At 44.1% G+C, this 18,068-nt stretch carries 12 protein-coding genes; all 12 read left to right on the top strand.

The annotated features are described in order from the left end of the window. Positions 1 to 98 precede the first annotated feature (98 nt). The 12 genes from I872_RS06805 to I872_RS06750 all read left to right on the top strand — a co-directional run bounded on the left by I872_RS06805 (position 99) and on the right by I872_RS06750 (position 18,052). Positions 99 to 839 carry a lysophospholipid acyltransferase family protein gene (locus I872_RS06805; protein ID WP_015605402.1) on the top strand — a complete coding sequence of 247 codons (741 nt, stop codon included), beginning with the start codon at positions 99 to 101 and terminating at the stop codon, positions 837 to 839. A gap of 275 nt (positions 840 to 1,114) precedes the next feature. Continuing rightward, entirely contained in the window at positions 1,115 to 1,807 is a 693-nt protein-coding gene (locus I872_RS06800; protein ID WP_015605401.1) for a helix-hairpin-helix domain-containing protein, read from the top strand. After that, positions 1,788 to 4,028 (top strand): DNA internalization-related competence protein ComEC/Rec2, encoded by a 2,241-nt coding sequence (locus tag I872_RS06795; protein ID WP_015605400.1) that lies wholly within the window; start codon positions 1,788 to 1,790, stop codon positions 4,026 to 4,028. The genes I872_RS06800 and I872_RS06795 overlap by 20 nt, the downstream gene beginning before the upstream one ends. Before the next feature lie 106 nt (positions 4,029 to 4,134). Continuing rightward, the gene (locus I872_RS06790) at positions 4,135 to 5,049 is read left to right on the top strand and encodes a DUF805 domain-containing protein (protein WP_015605399.1); all 915 of its coding nucleotides are present in this window, start codon (positions 4,135 to 4,137) and stop codon (positions 5,047 to 5,049) included. Between the two features lie 283 nt (positions 5,050 to 5,332). Then, complete coding sequence (locus I872_RS06785; protein WP_172456459.1) at positions 5,333 to 5,803, top strand: RNA polymerase sigma factor; 471 nt, start codon at positions 5,333 to 5,335, stop codon at positions 5,801 to 5,803. Beyond that, positions 5,790 to 6,779, top strand: a complete 990-nt coding sequence (locus I872_RS06780) for an anti sigma factor C-terminal domain-containing protein (RefSeq protein WP_015605397.1) — start codon at positions 5,790 to 5,792, stop codon at positions 6,777 to 6,779. The genes I872_RS06785 and I872_RS06780 overlap by 14 nt, the downstream gene beginning before the upstream one ends. A gap of 122 nt (positions 6,780 to 6,901) precedes the next feature. Continuing rightward, positions 6,902 to 8,098, top strand: a complete 1,197-nt coding sequence (gene tuf, locus I872_RS06775; protein WP_015605396.1) for an elongation factor Tu — start codon at positions 6,902 to 6,904, stop codon at positions 8,096 to 8,098. A gap of 142 nt (positions 8,099 to 8,240) precedes the next feature. Continuing rightward, positions 8,241 to 11,528, top strand: coding sequence for an ATP-dependent nuclease subunit B (gene rexB, locus I872_RS06770; RefSeq protein WP_015605395.1), 3,288 nt, complete (start codon positions 8,241 to 8,243; stop codon positions 11,526 to 11,528). After that, positions 11,525 to 15,196, top strand: coding sequence for a helicase-exonuclease AddAB subunit AddA (gene addA / locus I872_RS06765; protein ID WP_015605394.1), 3,672 nt, complete (start codon positions 11,525 to 11,527; stop codon positions 15,194 to 15,196). The genes rexB and addA overlap by 4 nt, the downstream gene beginning before the upstream one ends. Positions 15,197 to 15,336: 140 nt before the next feature. Next, complete coding sequence (locus I872_RS06760; RefSeq protein WP_015605393.1) at positions 15,337 to 16,335, top strand: LTA glycolipid anchor biosynthesis glycosyltransferase, IagA/BgsA family; 999 nt, start codon at positions 15,337 to 15,339, stop codon at positions 16,333 to 16,335. Between the two features lies 1 nt (position 16,336). Continuing rightward, positions 16,337 to 17,650 (top strand): glycosyltransferase family 4 protein, encoded by a 1,314-nt coding sequence (locus I872_RS06755; protein ID WP_015605392.1) that lies wholly within the window; start codon positions 16,337 to 16,339, stop codon positions 17,648 to 17,650. Positions 17,651 to 17,686: 36 nt separating this feature from the next. After that, on the top strand, positions 17,687 to 18,052 hold the full coding sequence (locus I872_RS06750; RefSeq protein WP_015605391.1) for a hypothetical protein: 366 nt from the start codon (positions 17,687 to 17,689) through the stop codon (positions 18,050 to 18,052). The last annotated feature ends 16 nt before the right edge of the window (positions 18,053 to 18,068 follow it).

The following is an 18,068-nucleotide window of genomic DNA, read 5'->3' as shown; positions in this document are numbered from 1 at the left end:
AAGTTTGGAAAAATATTGCAGACTATAATGGGATAGGGTATAATGAGAAAGGATGTAATAAATTTCAAGTACAATCACAGTTTGAATAAGGAGAGTTTATGTTTTATACCTATTTGCGAGGATTGGTAATTTTTATCCTCTGGGCTTTAAACGGCAATGCCCATTACCATAATAAAGAGAAGATTCCTTCACAAGATGAAAATTATATCTTGGTAGCTCCTCACCGGACATGGTGGGATCCGGTTTACATGGCTTTTGCGACCAAGCCCAAGCAGTTCATTTTCATGGCCAAGAAACAGCTCTTTGAAAATCGGGTGTTCGGCTGGTGGATTCGCATGTGTGGTGCCTTTCCTATTGACCGGGAAAATCCTGGTCCGTCAGCGATCAAGTACCCAGTCAATATGCTGAAAAAGAGCAATCGTTCCCTGATTATGTTCCCGAGCGGCAGCCGCCATTCTACAGATGTCAAGGGAGGAGTGGCAGTGATTGCCAAGATGGCTAAAGTCCGTATCATGCCAGTAGTCTATGCTGGTCCCATGAGCCTCAAGGGCTTGGCAGCTGGTGAGCGCGTGGATATGAACTTCGGCAATCCTATTGATATTTCTGACATCAAAAAGATGAACGATGAGGGAGTTGAGGAAGTGGCTCGTCGGATTCAGGCTGAGTTTGACCGTTTAGACGCAGAAGTGGCGCCTTATCAGACAGGTAAAAAACCAAATATCTTCTGGCGGATTTTACGAGCACTAGCCTTTATTCCAGCCGCTTTGATTGGTATTCTGACCTTCATTTTTAGTTTCCTCGCAAGCTTTGTCTGGGATCCAGATAAGCATAGAAAATAATGCCGACATAGAGTGGGACAGAAATCGGTAATTCGTTAGAATTCGATTTCGTCATCCCACCTCCGCACAGTTGAGTAGGACTGTAAAAGCTGATGAAATCAGCGTAATAGAACCCACTCAACCACTGCGTCTTGCTCGACAATCCAAAGACAATTGAGAGGCTAGGACTTTTGTCCCAGCCTCTGTTTTAGTTTTCTTATTTATATTTGAAACTTTGTTTCAGATTTCTATACTTTCCCTTTTCTTTTACGAATAAAAAGATAAAGGAGAAAATTATGTTTGAAGAAATACTTGAAAAATTAAAGGAATACAAGATTTTTGTTGGGCTTTCTTTGATAGGAGTCGTCTTGGCTGGGCTTTTCTTGCTGAAGGGCAACGCTCAGCCACAGAATCAAGTCAGTGCACTGGCTCAGGAAGTGGTTACATCAGCTTCATCTGAAACCAATGCAGAAAAAAGAAGTGCGAATCAAGAAAAAATCTCAGAAAAAAATATAGATTCGGAGGAATCTGAGAAAGAAGTCACCGTTGATGTCAAAGGAGCTGTCAAAAATCCAGGAGTTTATCAGTTGCGGGCAGGAGCGCGTGTACACGATGCCTTACAAAAAGCAGGTGGTCTACTGCCAGATGCCGAGTCAAAATCCATCAACCAAGCTCAAAAATTAACAGATGAGGCGGTTGTTTATGTAGCTAGAGTCGGTGAGGAAGGGGCAGATGTGACACAAGATAGTCAGACGCCCGCTGGAAATGGAGAAACGGCAAAAGGGAAGTCTGGCTTGGTCAATCTCAATACGGCGACCGAAGCTGAACTTCAGACCGTTTCAGGCATCGGTCAAAAGAAAGCGCAAGACATCATCGCTTATCGGGAAGCCAATGGCAAGTTTAAGTCAGTAGATGAGCTGAAAAATGTTTCAGGAATTGGTGCAAAAACTTTAGAAAAGTTAAAAGACTATGTCACAGTGGATAAATAAATTTCCCATTAAACCAATCTATTTTTGTCTGTTGCTAGTGTTGACCTACTTTGCTGTTTACACAGGCAGTCTGCCAGTTTATCTGGGTTTGGCAGCTCTCCTTGTTCGGCTCTTTTGGCTTTATTCGACGAAGAATAGTCTGCTTGTTTTGATGCTTTTGAGTCTTTTTGCTGGATTTTTCCTATTTCGGAGAGAAATGGCTAATCAAGCCTTTCAAGATGAACCGAAAACTATCTCTGCCATTGTGATGAAGCCAGATACAATCAAAGTCAATGGCGACTCGCTTTCTTTTCGCGGTCATTCCAATGGTCGAACCTATCAGGCTTTTTATAAAATCCAGTCAGAACAGGAAAAACAAGCTTTTCAAAAGTTGAGTGATCAACTGCTTTTGGAGATTGATGGAGAGCTTAGTTTAGCAGAAGACCAGCGTAATTTTTCAGGCTTTGACTATCGGGCTTATCTGAAAACGCAGGGGATTTACAGGATTTTGAAGATCAATCAAATCAAGTCCAGTCAGCATTTTAGCAGTCTTAATACTTGGGATTGGTTATCGGTCTGGCGCAGAAAAGCCTTGGTTTATATCAAAGAAAACTTTCCTAGTCCCATGAGCCACTATATGACTGGACTCTTGTTTGGTGACTTGGATACAGATTTTGCTGAGATGAATGAACTTTATTCCAGTCTGGGGATTATCCATCTCTTTGCCCTATCTGGAATGCAGGTCGGCTATTTCATGGATGGTTTTCGCCGGATTCTCCTGAAATCTGGTTTAAAAAGGGAAACCGTTGATTGGCTTCAGTCGCCCTTTTCCTTCATCTATGCGGGTTTGACGGGCTTTTCAGTATCGGTTGTGAGGAGCTTAGTGCAAAAGTTGCTCTCGCAGTTCGGTGTGACCAAGCTGGACAACTTTGCTTTAACGATCGTGCTCCTAGTCATTTTCATGCCCAATTTTCTCTTGACGACGGGTGGAGTTCTTTCCTGTGCCTATGCTTTTGTCATTTCGGTCATGGATTTTGAGCAGTTACCTCCCGTACGAAAGGTGCTGGCAGAAAGTCTGACCATTTCACTGGGGATTTTGCCGATTCTGATTTTCTATTTTTCTGAATTTCAGCCTTGGTCTATTCTGCTGACTTTTCTATTTTCAGTTGTTTTTGATCTTTTTATGCTTCCAGCCCTGACCTTTATTTTTGCCCTATCGCCTCTTTTGAAAATTACCCAGGTCAATGCCTTGTTTGAACTGCTGGAAGGGCTGATTCGTTGGACGGCGGCTATTTCCTCACGGCCAGTGGTTTTTGGTCAGCCATCCATCTGGATGATGCTAGGTCTGCTGATCATTCTTAGCTTGCTTTATGATTTTCGTAGACAGAAGAAAGCCTTAATCTTACTCAGCTTGGCTCTAGCTCTGCTCTTTTTCCTCACAAAGCATCCCTTGCAAAATGAAATTACCGTCATTGATATTGGGCAGGGAGATAGCATTTTCTTGCGCGATTGGCGGGGGAAATCTGTTCTGATTGATGTAGGTGGTCGAGTGGAGATTGGCAAGAAAGAAGCCTGGCAGAAGAGGGTTTCTTCGACAAATGCAGAAAAGACCTTGATTCCCTATCTGAAAAGTCGGGGACTGAGTCACTTGGATGTGCTGGTTTTGACCCACACGGATACGGACCATATGGGCGATATGCTGGAAGTAGCCAAGCATTTTTCTATAAAGGAAATTTATGTATCTAAGGGAAGTTTGACTCAGTCGGATTTTGTGGAGAAACTGGAGCGGATGCAGACGAGAGTCCATGCGGTAGAAGTGGGAGATAGCCTTCCAATTTTTGATGGATCTTTGCAGGTTCTCTATCCTGAGGATACAGGCGACGGTAGCAATGATGACTCTGTCGTTTTGTACGGGAAGTTTTTTGGAACTAGCTTTTTGTTTACGGGAGACTTAGAGGAGAATGGCGAAGCTACCTTGATGCGGCGTTTTCCGCAACTCAAGGTGGATGTTTTAAAAGCAGGCCACCACGGTTCTAAGGGCTCCTCTAGCCCAGAATTTTTACATCAGCTTCAGCCCCAAATTGCCCTCATTTCTGCGGGTAAGAATAACCGTTACAAGCATCCTCATCAGGAAACTTTAGACAGATTTGAGAACATTCAGACACAGATTTTTCGTACAGATGAGCAGGGAGCCATTCGCTTTAGTGGCTGGGATTCTTGGCAGATTGAGACTGTAAAGTAAGGCTCTGTTTCCTTGCTCTGATAGCCAGCTAGGGTTAGCTTACCTTGATTTCGAGCTAAAATTATGATACAATGACCCTGTTAATAAAAATTTGGAGGAGATGTCTATGTTTTCTGCTTATAAAAAATTTTGGACTCGTTATGCAGACTTTAGTGGTCGTTCCAGTCGTTCGGATTTCTGGTGGGTTTTCCTATGTCATTTTTTGCTTACCCTACCATTTTCGTTGATTGCCCTTTTTGGTTTTCTCATTCCGCTTTTTAGTGAAGTTTATTATGCAGGGCTATACGATTATGAACCAGATTTTTCTGGAGCTATGGCTGGCGCTGGTTTTGCTGCGTTCATAATGTTCTTGCTTGCTATCTATGGATTTGCAACTATCGTTCCTAATCTTGCTATCACTGTTCGTCGTCTTCGTGATGCTGGTTTCCATTGGGCATTTATTTTTCTCACTGTAGGACCATCAATAGCTTCCTTCATTCCAGTGTTGAATATCCTAGCTGCTTTAGTCAGCTTACCATGTGGTATTGCCATGATCGTTCTCCTTTGCCAAGCTAGCAAACCAGCTCAGCCAGTTAATGGGGCTCCATATGGTCAACAAGGATTCCAAGGTCAGCAATTTGGCCAAGCACAACAACCAGTTCAAAACCAATCATTTGCTCAGCCTGTTAACCAAGGACAACCATTTGGCCAAGCACAACAACCGGTTCAAAACCAACCATTCGGTCAGCCTGCTAGCCAAAGTCAACCATTTGCTCAGCAACAAGCACCCGTTCAGAATCCAGAATTTGGTCAGCCTCAGCAACCTTTTGGTCAGAATCAAGTGAACCAGCCAAGTCAACCGTTTGCTGCTAGCCAAGCCCAAAGCCAAGAGCCAACTCAATCAGCATTCTCAGCATCAGTTTCAGAACCAGCTGAATCAGTTCATTCAGTAGAAGCTCATCAGTCTCAAGCTGAAACTGCAGAACAGGCTCTGGGAACTGCTTCTGAACAAATCAATAACTCAGAGTCAATCTCTCAGTAAAATCTATAAGATGTCAACCCTAGATAGTTTCAATCTATCTAGGGTTTCTTTGTCGTATTTGAAATTTTTGTAACCAAAATGACTTTCTATTCGTTATACTAGTAGAAAGGGGGAAGAATAGAAAATTATTGAGTAGAGAAAAGTAAAATGAAAAGTAGCAGCTGCGAGCTTTGGATTAGAAAGGCTATTTTGTTATTCTTTTTAAAGAAGTGCAAATAAAGAGAGATTTGAGGAGAAGTTGTGGGGAGGTGAGATTATCAAACTGGATGAATACGAAAACATCTTGATTGGCTTTGCCCGAGAGATTGTTTTCTACCTGCAAAAGTCAGGAGCTTCTAAGGCTGAGGCAGAGGATGTGGTGCAGGATGTTTTTGTCAAAATGTTAGAGACTGATCTGGTCATCCCAGCAGAGAAGATGCGAGCTTGGATGTATCGGGTCTCCATCCGCCGCTACATCGATCGCTATAGGCGCGATCGGCATTATCTAGAAATTTTGCAAAATGAATTTTTCAAACAAGATGTGATTCAACCATTTGAAAACGACTATTATGAGCTGTTAAGGTCGACGATAGAAGAGCTCCCGACTAAGGAAGCAATGCTTCTAGATCTTTATTATTTCCAAAATTTTACAGTAAAGGAAATCGCTCAAATCATGTCGTATTCGGTAAGTAAAGTGAAAGTACAACTCATGCGTAGCCGAATTAAGCTCCGCCATAAATTGGAAAAGAAAGGATATAAAAATGGAAACATTTGAAATTTTAGCGAAGAAAAGTAAAAGAAAACGACTTTGGAAGACGGTTGTCATCAGTAGCCTTGTTTCCTTAGCTTTATTGCTTTTACTAGGGAAGGGATTGATAGAATTAGCCTCTAGTAATGGTCGAAATTTGCAGAAAGAGTATGAAGTTATGTCGGAAATCGCCTACCCTAATGTTGACTATGACAGTCTTTACTACACTCAAAATTCTTTGTTTTCAGGAACCTTACATTCTGATCGTTTCAAGGATTTAGATGGAGTGAAGGTAGCTTATCCTTCCTATGAGGGAAACTATTCACTCATAGGTGCTTTTAGAGATCCGACTGCGGAAGGGACTTATTTGTCTCTCTCAGGGACCTATACGCGAACCCTGCGTCAAAAATATCCGGTCTTCTATAATATCAATGCCAAAGGGACAAAGGATAGTAATTCTATGCCTAAGGAGTTGGCTTCTGTCAAAGAAATGCCGAATCAATTGGTGGAAGTAGCTTTGACTTTTGATAAAGCTTATACCTATAAGGAAATCCAGCAGATGATACCGAACAATCTCAAGATTAACTGGTACTGGATTGGCAGTCAGTCAGAAAATGATATTGAACAGTATTCCGATCCCCAGTTCACCTATGGAGCTAACGCTAGTCTTCTCTTTACTTATGATTTAGATTTTAGGAAGAAGGCAAAAGAGGCTAAGAAAGAGCAGCAGACTTTCTTGGATTATCTGAAAAAGGCAGATAAAAATCTTTTCCCAAGTCTTAGTGGGTACAACATGTACAATGAGGTTGAGTCCTATCTCAAGAAATTTGGTCAGCTAGATATTCGTGAACCAGAAAATCGTGATCAATTAACTTTCTCCGGCGTTATCTTGACAGGAAAAGCTGAAAATTTCGCTCAATTAGAAGGAAAAGAGTGGATTTATGCTTCGAGTATCGGTGCTTCCGTTCCCAATCAGCCTTACTATAAGCTAGATAAGGAATAATTGACAAAAAATGTGTAAAAGGCTTGCATTTTCAGTAAAATTTGATAAAATAGTAAGGAAAGTTAGACTGTATTGCCTACTGTCTATCTATAAAATATATTTTATTGGAGGCTTTTACTCAAATGGCAAAAGAAAAATACGATCGTAGTAAACCACACGTTAACATTGGTACTATCGGACACGTTGACCACGGTAAAACTACTTTGACAGCAGCTATCACAACTGTATTGGCACGTCGCTTGCCTTCATCAGTTAACCAACCAAAAGACTATGCGTCTATCGATGCTGCTCCAGAAGAACGCGAACGCGGTATCACTATCAACACTGCGCACGTTGAGTACGAAACTGAAAAACGTCACTATGCTCACATCGACGCTCCAGGACACGCGGACTACGTTAAAAACATGATCACTGGTGCCGCTCAAATGGACGGAGCTATCCTTGTAGTAGCTTCAACTGACGGACCAATGCCACAAACTCGTGAGCACATCCTTCTTTCACGTCAGGTTGGTGTTAAACACCTTATCGTCTTCATGAACAAGATCGACTTGGTTGATGATGAAGAATTGCTTGAATTGGTTGAAATGGAAATCCGTGACCTCTTGTCAGAATACGACTTCCCAGGTGACGATCTTCCAGTTATCCAAGGTTCAGCTCTTAAAGCTCTTGAAGGCGACTCTAAATACGAAGACATCATCATGGAATTGATGAACACTGTTGATGAGTACATCCCAGAACCAGAACGTGATACAGACAAACCATTGCTTCTTCCAGTCGAAGACGTATTCTCAATTACTGGTCGTGGTACAGTTGCTTCAGGACGTATCGACCGTGGTACTGTTCGTGTCAACGATGAAATCGAAATCGTTGGTATCAAAGAAGAAATCCAAAAAGCGGTTGTTACTGGTGTTGAAATGTTCCGTAAACAACTTGACGAAGGTCTTGCAGGGGACAACGTAGGTGTGCTTCTTCGTGGTATCCAACGTGATGAAATCGAACGTGGTCAAGTTATCGCTAAACCAGGTTCAATCAACCCACACACTAAATTCAAGGGTGAAGTTTACATCCTTACTAAAGAAGAAGGTGGACGTCATACTCCATTCTTCAACAACTACCGTCCACAGTTCTACTTCCGTACAACTGACGTTACAGGTTCAATCGAACTTCCAGCAGGTACTGAAATGGTAATGCCTGGTGATAACGTAACTATCGACGTTGAGTTGATCCACCCAATCGCCGTTGAACAAGGTACTACTTTCTCTATCCGTGAAGGTGGACGTACTGTTGGTTCAGGTATGGTTACTGAAATCGAAGCTTAATTCGATTTCGTTCCCAGATAACAATTATAAAATCAGACACGAAAAGTCTCGCTTCGGCGGGGCTTTTTCTTTTAGACAAAGCCTTTTTCTCGCAAACATGATATAATCATTCTATGATATTTTGTTGTTGAAAAGAGACGGTATGAAATTACTTTATACAGACATCCGCAGTCCTTTGACGGCACACTTAGCTAAGCAAGCTCAGGACTTGGCAGTGGCCGGCAAGCGGGTCTTTTATATAGCGCCCAACTCGCTTTCTTTTGAAAAGGAGCGAGCAGTTTTGGAGGAATTGGAAAATCAGGCTTCCTTTGCTATTACGGTGACGCGTTTTACCCAGATGGCTCGTTATTTTGTCCTCAATGATGTTCAAGAAGGACAGCCCTTGGATGATATTGGTCTAGGCATGCTATTTTATCGGATTTTATCGGAAATGGATGACAGAGAGCTCAAGGTTTATGGGCGGATTAAGAAGGATGCACAGTTTATCCAGCAACTGCTAGAACTTTATCAGGAGCTTCAGACCGCTCAGATGACTTTTGCGGATTTGAACTATCTAGAAGAGCCAGAGAAACGTGAGGATTTGCTCAAGATTTTCACAGTCTTTTCGGCTGCTCTTCAGGCGGGAAATTATGATGCGACTTCTAAACTTACGATTTTCGCTCAGCATATTCTAGCTGGTGATTTGGATGGTGAATTGGCTAATCTTGCGTTGGTAATAGATGGCTTTACTCGGTTCTCGGCAGAAGAGGAGTATCTAGTAGATTTGCTGCATCGCAAGGGAGTGGAGATTGTCATTGGTGTTTATGCTAGTCAAAAAGCCTATCGGACAGCCTTTCGTGAGGGCAATCTTTACCAGGCAAGCGTGGAATTTTTGCTCAAGCTAGCTCAAACCTATCAGGTCAAGCCAGAGTATCTGGCAGATGGTTCGAGTCAGCCTGATGATGCCTTTGGCAAGATTTCCAAGATTTTAGAGAGTCGCTATGATTTTTCTGAAATCCATGTGGAATTGACTGCGGAGGATCGCTCTCACCTAGAGATTTGGTCGGTGCGCAATCAAAAAGAAGAACTGGAATATGTGGCCAAGTCTATTCGTCAGAGGCTTCATGATGGCGCCCGCTACAAGGATATCCGACTACTTTTAGGTGATGTGGAGGCCTACCAGCTCCAGATGAAGACCATCTTTGACCAGTATCAGATTCCCTTTTATTTGGGGCGGTCTGAGTCCATGTCCCAGCATCCTTTGGTCCAGTTTTTAGAGTCACTGGAGCGCTTGAAACGCTATAATTTTCAGACAGAAGATTTACTCAATCTTTTAAAAACTGGCCTTTATGGTGGCTTGAGTCAGGAGGAGCTGGATAGTTTTGAGCAGTACCTTCGATTTGCTGAGATTAAAGGGGCAGCTAAGCTAGGGAGAGATTTTACCATTAATCGTCAGGGGAAATTTGACCTCAAGCGGCTCAATGTCATGCGTCGGAGTCTTATCACGCCTCTGTTAGACTTTTTCAAATCTCGTAGTCAGATAGCGACTGGTCTCTTGGCTAAATTTACCAACTTTATCAAGGAGGTTCGCTTGGATGCCAATCTGATGGGGCTGCTGGAAGGTGCAAGCCAGCAGGAAGTGGAACGGCAGGAGGAAGTCTGGAAGACTTTTTGTCATGTCTTGGAGCAGCTTGCGCAGGTTTTTGACGGTAGCAAGCTCAAGATCGATGATTTTCTGGCTCTGATTCTGTCTGGTATGCTTTTGGCTAAATACCGACTTGTACCAGCAACAGTGGATGTGGTGACCGTTCAATCCTACGATTTGATTGAGCCCATGGCTGCGCATTATGTCTATGCTATCGGGCTGACGCAGGAGCGCTTGCCCAAGTTAGCGCAAAATAAAAGTCTGCTCAGTGACGAAGAACGTCAGAAATTAAATCAAGCGACTGGGGACGAGTCAGAGTTGCAGGTAGCCAGCAGTGAAAATCTCAAGAAAAATCGTTTTGCCGCGCTATCCTTGCTCAATTCAGCGACAGAAGATTTGGTTTTGTCTGCCCCTGTCTTAATCAATGAAGTAGAAGATGCCATGTCTTCCTATCTGACAGAGCTGGAAATAGCGCCTATTTCCCTACCTATCATCAGCAAGAAACCGCAGGCTAGCAGTGACGATATTGGGACTTATCGGGCTCTCTTGGCGCGCGTGATTGACCTTTATCAAGAAGATATTGACCGTGAATGGACGCCGGAGGAACAGGCCTTCTGGGCAGTGGCGGTTCGAGTCTTACGCAAGAAGTTGACAGCTGAGGGAATTTCCATTCCCCAGATCAGCAAGGAATTGAAGACGGAGACTCTCAAGTCAGAAACCCTCCAAGCTCTTTATCCTTCAGAGCAGCCTTTGAAACTGTCGGCTTCTGCCCTCAATGAATACTTTAAAAACCAGTATGCCTATTTTCTTAAGTATGTCTTGCGGCTGCAGGAGGAGTGGACGATTCAGCCGGATGCGCGCAGTCACGGGATTTTCCTCCACCGAATCTTTGAAAAGGTTATGAAGGAGCACTTGGATCAGGACTTCGACACTCGCTTACAACGGGCAATGGAGGAGACTAGCTGGGAGGTTGAGTTTGAAACTGTCTATGGTGAAAATGGGGAGACCCAGTTTGCCCGTCGTTTACTATTGGACACAGCTCGAGCTACTGGTCGTATCTTGGCTCAGTCGGATGGGCTGGAGATCATTGGTGAGGAGACTGACTTTGGTCAGGATGATCGGCCTTTCTTACTTTTGGACAATGGCAGAGCTCTTCAAGTGAGCGGCAAGGTGGACCGAATTGATCGTCTGACGGAGACGGGGAGTCTGGGAGTCGTGGATTACAAGTCGGGCGATACCAAATTCAGCTTTGAGAAGTTCTTTAATGGGCTTAACTCTCAGTTGCCGACCTACCTAGCGGCTATCCGAGAAATGCCAGAATACCAAGAAGACAAGGGAATTTTCGGAGCCATGTACCTACAGATGACGGAGCCCCTAGCCAGCCTCAAGGAAACTAAGGCACTGGACGAGGCTGTAAAACAAGTTATGAAAAGTCAGGTTTACAAAGGCCTCTTTCTGGCTGATCGAGCCAAGGACTTGGGCGCTAACTACGAGAAAAGCAAGGCTAATCTGCTGACTAAGGAAGAACTGGAAGTAGTTCTGACCTACAATGCTTATCTATATCGACAAGCCGCAGAAGGCATTTTAGCTGGTCGTTTTTCCATCAATCCTTATACAGAAAATGGCCGCAGTATTGCCCCTTATGTGGACCAGTTTAAGGCCATTACAGGCTTTGAAGCTAATCTCCATCTGGGGCAAGCTAGACAGCTGACCAAGTTAAATCTTGAGCAGTACGAAAAACGGCCAACAGGCGAGAAGCTGCGTCAAGTCTGGCTAGAAAAAATCAAGGAGGAGTTGGACAAATGAGACGGATTCCCTTTTTAAACGAGCAGGATATCCTAGTCAAGCAGGCTGAGGAAGCTGCCTCTGACAAGCCACAAAAGCGCACACCAGAGCAGATCCAAGCTATCTACTCCTCTGGTCAGAATATTCTCGTCTCAGCTTCGGCTGGATCTGGTAAGACCTATGTTATGGTTCAGCGGATTATTGACCAGATTCTCAGAGGTGTGGAGGTCAGCCAACTCTTCATCTCCACCTTTACTGTCAAGGCGGCAGGTGAGCTCAAGGAACGGCTGGAGAAGGAGCTGAGTCTGGTACTCAAGGAGACTTCAGATCAGGAACTTCGTCAGCATCTTGCTCAGCAGTTGGCTGAGATTGCAAATGCGGATATTGGCACCATGGATGCTTTTACCCAGAAAGTAGTCAATAAGTACGGCTATTTGCTGGGGCTGGCACCGCATTTTCGGATTTTACAGTCGGCTAGTGAGCAGCTCATTCTGCAAAATGAAGTCTTTGACCAGCTGTTTGATGCCTATTATGATAGTAATCGGCAGGAATTATTCAGCCGCTTGGTCAAAAATTTCACTGGCAAGCGCAAGGACATTGCTGGTTTCCGCCAGCAGATTTATAGTATTTATAGTTTTCTCCAGTCTACCAGCAATCCGCGGAAATGGTTGGAGGAAACCTTTCTTCTAGGCTATGAAACCAGTGATTTTGAAGCAGAGCGGGAGCGAATGCTGGCTGGAGCTAGGCAGTCTCTGCTGGATTTAGAAGATTTTTTCCAGATCCATCTAGCTCATGAAGGCCAAGCCTTTGCTGGGGCTAAGTATCAGGACAATGTTCAGGCAGCCTTAGATATCTTGGCTGAGCTGACAGAGCAGACTGGATCTGAGCAGTTGCTAGACCTAATTCAGCGCTTTTTAGAATTAGCCAAGACCTCTAACCATCAGGCTTTTACTGCCCGAGTTGGTAAAAATGCGGACGAACTTAAAAAAGAGCTGGCTCAAGCCTATAATGAAGCCCGTAAGCCTTTGATAGAGCGAATTAAAGAGCTGGATGTCCGCCTCTATCATCTGAACTTTATGGAGCAACATCAGGCGGAAGCTCTTCCCCTACTGGATTTGTTACGCGATTTTGTCCGAGATTTCTCGCAAGCTTATTTGGAACGAAAAGTAGCGGAAAATGTCTTTGAATTTGGGGATATCAGTCATTTTGCTATTGAAATTTTAGAAAATTATCCAGAAGTGCGGCGTTTCTATCAGGACAAGTACCATGAGGTCATGGTCGATGAGTACCAAGACACCAACCATACTCAGGAGCGAATGCTGGAATTGCTGGCTCGAGGAAATAATCGCTTTATGGTCGGCGATATTAAGCAGTCCATCTATCGATTCCGTCAGGCCGATCCGCAGATTTTTAACGATAAATTTAAACTCTATCAGGCCGATCCTAGTCAGGGCAAGCTGATCATTCTCAAGGAAAATTTCCGTAGTCACATCGAGGTGCTGGAAGCGACCAATGATGTCTTTAAACGACTCATGGACGAGGAAGTCGGCGAGATTGACTACAATGAGACCCACTACTTGGTGGCGGGAAATCCAGCCAAACGGGAGCCGAATCCAGCCAATCAGGCAGAATTTCTGCTTTATGACGGTAGCGCTGATAGCGAAGAAGAGGATTCTGACCAAGGTCTGCCCAGCATTTCAGCTGGTGAGGTAGCTTTGGTAATCAAGGAGATCATCCGCCTTCATAATCAAGAAGGGGTGGATTTCAGGGACATGACCTTGCTGACAGCTTCGCGGACCCGCAATGATCTGATATTGGCAGAGTTTGACCGACATCATATCCCGATTGTGCCTGATGATGGCGAGACTAATTATCTCCAGTCGGTAGAGGTTATGGTGATGCTGGATACCTTGCGAACCATTAACAATCCTCTCAATGACTTTGCTCTGACTGCCCTTCTCAAGTCGCCGATGTTTGACTTTAATGAGGACGAATTAACTCGGCTAGCCTTGCAAGCCTCCAGTACCAAGTCTATGGAAAATCTCTACGAAAAGCTGAGGAATGCTCTGGCTGATCAAGGTCTGGAACCTCAGCTCATACATGGTGAATTGCGCAAGAAACTGCAGCATTTCCAGACAACGCTGGATGACTGGCGCAGCTATTCCAAGACCCATTCTCTCTATGATTTAATCTGGAAGATTTATCAAGATCGTTTTTACTACGATATGGTAGGGGCTCTGCCCAATGGCGAACAGCGTCAGGCTAATCTCTATGCCCTGTCCTTACGGGCCAACGACTACGAAAAGTCGAGTTTCAAGGGGCTGTCCCGCTTTATCAGCATGATTGACCGGATTTTGAAAAATGAGCACGATTTGGCTAGTGTCCCTCTAGCTGTTCCGAAAAATGCTGTCCAACTAATGACCATCCATAAGAGTAAGGGTTTAGAGTTCAAATATGTCTTTCTGCTAAATATGGACAAGGCCTTCAATCTTCAGGATAGCAGCTCTGCTATTATCCTCAGCCGACAAAAAGGCATCGGAATCAAATATGTGGCTGATGTGGATGTTGAGGCTCAGGCTCCTCATGCGCCCAAGCAGATCCGCATTTCCATGGAGACCCTACCCTATCAGCAGAATGCCGAAGAACTCAAGCTGGCTAGCCTGTCTGAGCAGATGCGTCTGCTCTATGTGGCCATGACGCGGGCTGAAACCAAGCTCTATCTTGTCGGCAAGGGCAACCAAGCTAAGCTCCAAGAGCGCAAGTGGGGGACTAGCCAAAATGGTCGCTTATCCAGCAGCCTTCGTAGCCAGCTGACCAATTTTCAGGATTGGCTCTATGCCATCCAGTCTGTGTTTGAGGGGGAAAATCTGGCTTATCAAACTCGCTTTGTGACTGATCAGGAGCTGACAGACGAGCAGATTGGCGTAGTGGAGCAGACTGTTTCCATTCCGGTAGATGATTTGACGGGCAACCGTCAGTCAGAGGATATTCGCCGGGCTCTGGATATCTTGGAGAATGTAGACCGGTTTAACAGTCTTTATCAAGCGGCTATTGAACTGCCAAGTGTCCGCACACCTAGTCAAATCAAGAAGTTCTATGAGCCAGTGATGGAGTCAGAAGGGCTGGACATTATGGATGCGCCTCGAAGCTATCAGCCCCAGCTGACTTTTGACTTGCCTGATTTTGGCAAGAAGAAGCAAATCACAGGAGCCCAAATCGGTTCTGCTGTTCATGAGCTCATGCAGCGGATTCCACTGGATCAGCCTGTCACTAAGACTAGCATTCGCCAAGCCTTGGCTCAGGTTCAGGCAGATGCAGCAGTTAAGAAAGAGATTGACTTAGCTAAGATTGAAGCCTTTTTCGCTACAGAACTAGGTCAGCTAATCCAGGAGCAGGCTAATCATCTCCATCGTGAAGCACCTTTTGCCATGCTCAAGCAGGATCTAGCCAGCGGTCAAAACTTTGTCGTTCGGGGAATCTTGGATGGCTACCTGCTCTTTGATGATCGCATTGTCCTCTTTGACTATAAGACTGACCGCTATCATGAGCTGACAGAGTTGGTGGAGCGCTACCGATCTCAACTGTATCTCTATGCCGAAGCCCTCAGTCGTTCCTATGGCCTTAGCCAAGTAGACAAGTATTTGATTCTACTAGGGGGAGCTGAGCTGCAAGTGGTCAAGGTGGACTAGTCTGATTAGAAACTGATTAGAGTTCCAGCAAGAAAGGATATTGCTACAGGAAATGCTTGGTGGAAGACTAGGTACATGAATTAAGTACTAATCTTCCCTTGGCGTTTCTTTTTTTGCTTCTTTTGGGTATAATAGAAGATATGAAAGTATTACTATATCTAGAAGGAAAGTCTGTTTTAGAAAAATCAGGCATTGGCCGTGCCTTGCAGCATCAAATGCATGCACTGGATCTGGCAGGAATTCCTTATACAACAGATGTTTTAGGAGATTATGATGTCGTGCACATCAACACTTACGGACCTCGTAGTTTGCTTCTTCTTCACGCGGCTAAGCGGGGAGGCAAAAAAGTGATCATGCATGGACATTCGACCAAAGAAGACTTTGAAAATTCTTTTATTGGATCCAATCTTTTTGCGCCTTTGTTTGGCAAATATCTAGCGCACATGTATAAAATGGCGGATTTTATCATTACTCCGTCTGAGTATTCAAAAAAATTGATTGAATCCTACGGTGTGACGACGCCCATTATGGCTGTCTCAAACGGCATTGACCTGTCGAAATACAAGAAAGATGAACGCAAGGAAGAAGTCTTTAAAAAATATTTTCGGATTGTAGATGGACAGAAAGTCGTAATCTGTGCCGGTCTTTATTTCAGACGAAAAGGAATCGAGGACTTTGTCGAAGTAGCTCGCAGAATGCCAGATGTCCGCTTTATCTGGCTGGGTTCTATCAATCTCTGGCTTATTCCGCGCAAGATTCGAGATCTTGTCCTCTATAATCATCCAGAAAACGTGGAATTTCCGGGTTATTTCAAAGGTGCAGTCTTCCAAGGAGCCATGTCAGGTAGTGACGCCTTCTTTTTCCCATCTTATGAAGAGACCGAAGGGATTGTGGTCCTAGAAGCGTTAGCCAGCGGGCAACACGTGGTCCTGCGTGATATTCCTGTTTATAATGGCTGGATTGATGAAGATTCGGCGGAGCTTTGTCATAATGTAGATGAGTTTGTCGAATCGCTTCGTAAGGTTCTTGACGGAAAAGTTGATAAACGTGAAGCAGGCTATCGTGTTGCGGAGAGTCGCTCTATCGATGATGTAGCACTGCAGTTGGTCAAGGCTTACCAAACAGTTTTGGAGATGTGATATGCGGATTGGTCTTTTTACAGATACCTATTTTCCTCAGGTTTCCGGGGTGGCGACGAGCATTCGTACCCTCAAGACCGAGCTAGAGAAACTAGGTCATAAAGTCTTTATTTTTACTACGACGGACAAGGATGTCAACCGCTATGAGGATTGGCAGATTATCCGTATTCCCAGCGTTCCTTTCTTCGCTTTTAAGGATCGGCGCGTGGCTTATCGTGGCTTTTCCAATGCCTTAGAAATTGCCCGCCAGTACCAGCTAGATATTATCCATACTCAGACAGAGTTTTCGCTGGGCCTCTTGGGAATCTGGATTGCCAAGGAACTGCGGATTCCAGTGGTTCACACCTATCATACCCAGTATGAGGACTATGTGCACTATCTTGCCAAGGGCATGGTGATTCGTCCGAGTATGGTCAAGTACATCGTGCGTGGCTTTATGAGCGATCTGGATGGTGTTGTTTGTCCTTCTGAGATTGTTTACGATCTTTTGGTAGGTTACAAAATCAAGGCGGAAAAAAGGGTCATTCCAACAGGAATCGACTTGGCCAAGTTTGACCGCCCAGAACTCTCTCGGGAAGACATCAAGAAACTGCGCTTTAAACTAGGCGTAGCAGAAGACGAAGTCATGCTGCTCAGTTTATCAAGAATTTCCTACGAGAAAAATATCCAGGCGATTGTTGAAGCACTGCCAATAGTTTTGGAAGAAAATGCCAAGGTGAAGTTGGTCATTGTCGGAGATGGGCCTTATGCTGAGGACTTAAAAGCCTTGGTAACCCAGCTTCATATTGAGGATTCAGTCATTTTTACAGGAATGATCGCACCAAGCGATACGGCCCTCTACTATAAGGCGGCAGATTTCTTTATTTCGGCTTCAACCAGTGAGACTCAGGGCCTGACTTATCTGGAAAGCTTAGCCAGTGGTACGCCGATCATTGCTCATGGCAATCCTTATCTGGACAATGTCATCAGCGATAAAACTTTTGGTACGCTTTATTATGAAAGTCGAGATTTGGCAGGGGCTATTTTGGAGGCCATTTTGGCAACACCAGATATGGACGAGAAAAAGCTAGCCGATAAATTATACGAGATTTCCGCCGAGAATTTTGGTCGTCGTGTCTATGAATTCTATTTGGATTTGACCATTAGCAAGGATTTTCATAATGATCTCAATCCTGAAGAAACGATGGCCAAACGCTTAGCTAAGACTATTGTCTATTTGCCAGGAAAAATCATGTCACTACCGGTAAACAGCTCAACTAGGATGATAAAAGCATCTAAGAAGCAGATTAAGAATATTCGGAAATATTGGGAATAAACTTCCTTATAAGACCTAATGAACGGAGGTGCTCTTATGAAAGTTCATAAAAAAGAAATTTTCTTTTTGCTCCCCCTTTTCTTTTTCTATTTTGTCTTTTATATACTGTTACGGTATTTGCCCATGGATTCCATGTTAAGTAAGGGGCTAGTAGTTGGAAATGTTCTCATCTATTCTCCTCTGGCAACCTTGTTGGTGTCCCTGCTCTATGCAGCTTTTCATGGCTTTTCTTTGCGCTTTTCTTTCTTGGTTGCCCTCTTATTTTTCCTGACTATTTTCATCTTTGGGGAGTGGATTCCTCTTTATCATGCCGCTTATTTCCTTTTCTCACTAGCTGGAAATGGCTTGGGACATGTGATTTATAGATTTACTAGGAAAAATAGCAGAGCTGGAAACCAATAAAAGTTCTTGCAAATTT

The organism is Streptococcus cristatus AS 1.3089 (assembly GCF_000385925.1).
GTDB classification, from domain to species: domain Bacteria; phylum Bacillota; class Bacilli; order Lactobacillales; family Streptococcaceae; genus Streptococcus; species Streptococcus cristatus_B.
This window is presented reverse-complemented; position numbering and strand designations above follow the sequence as displayed.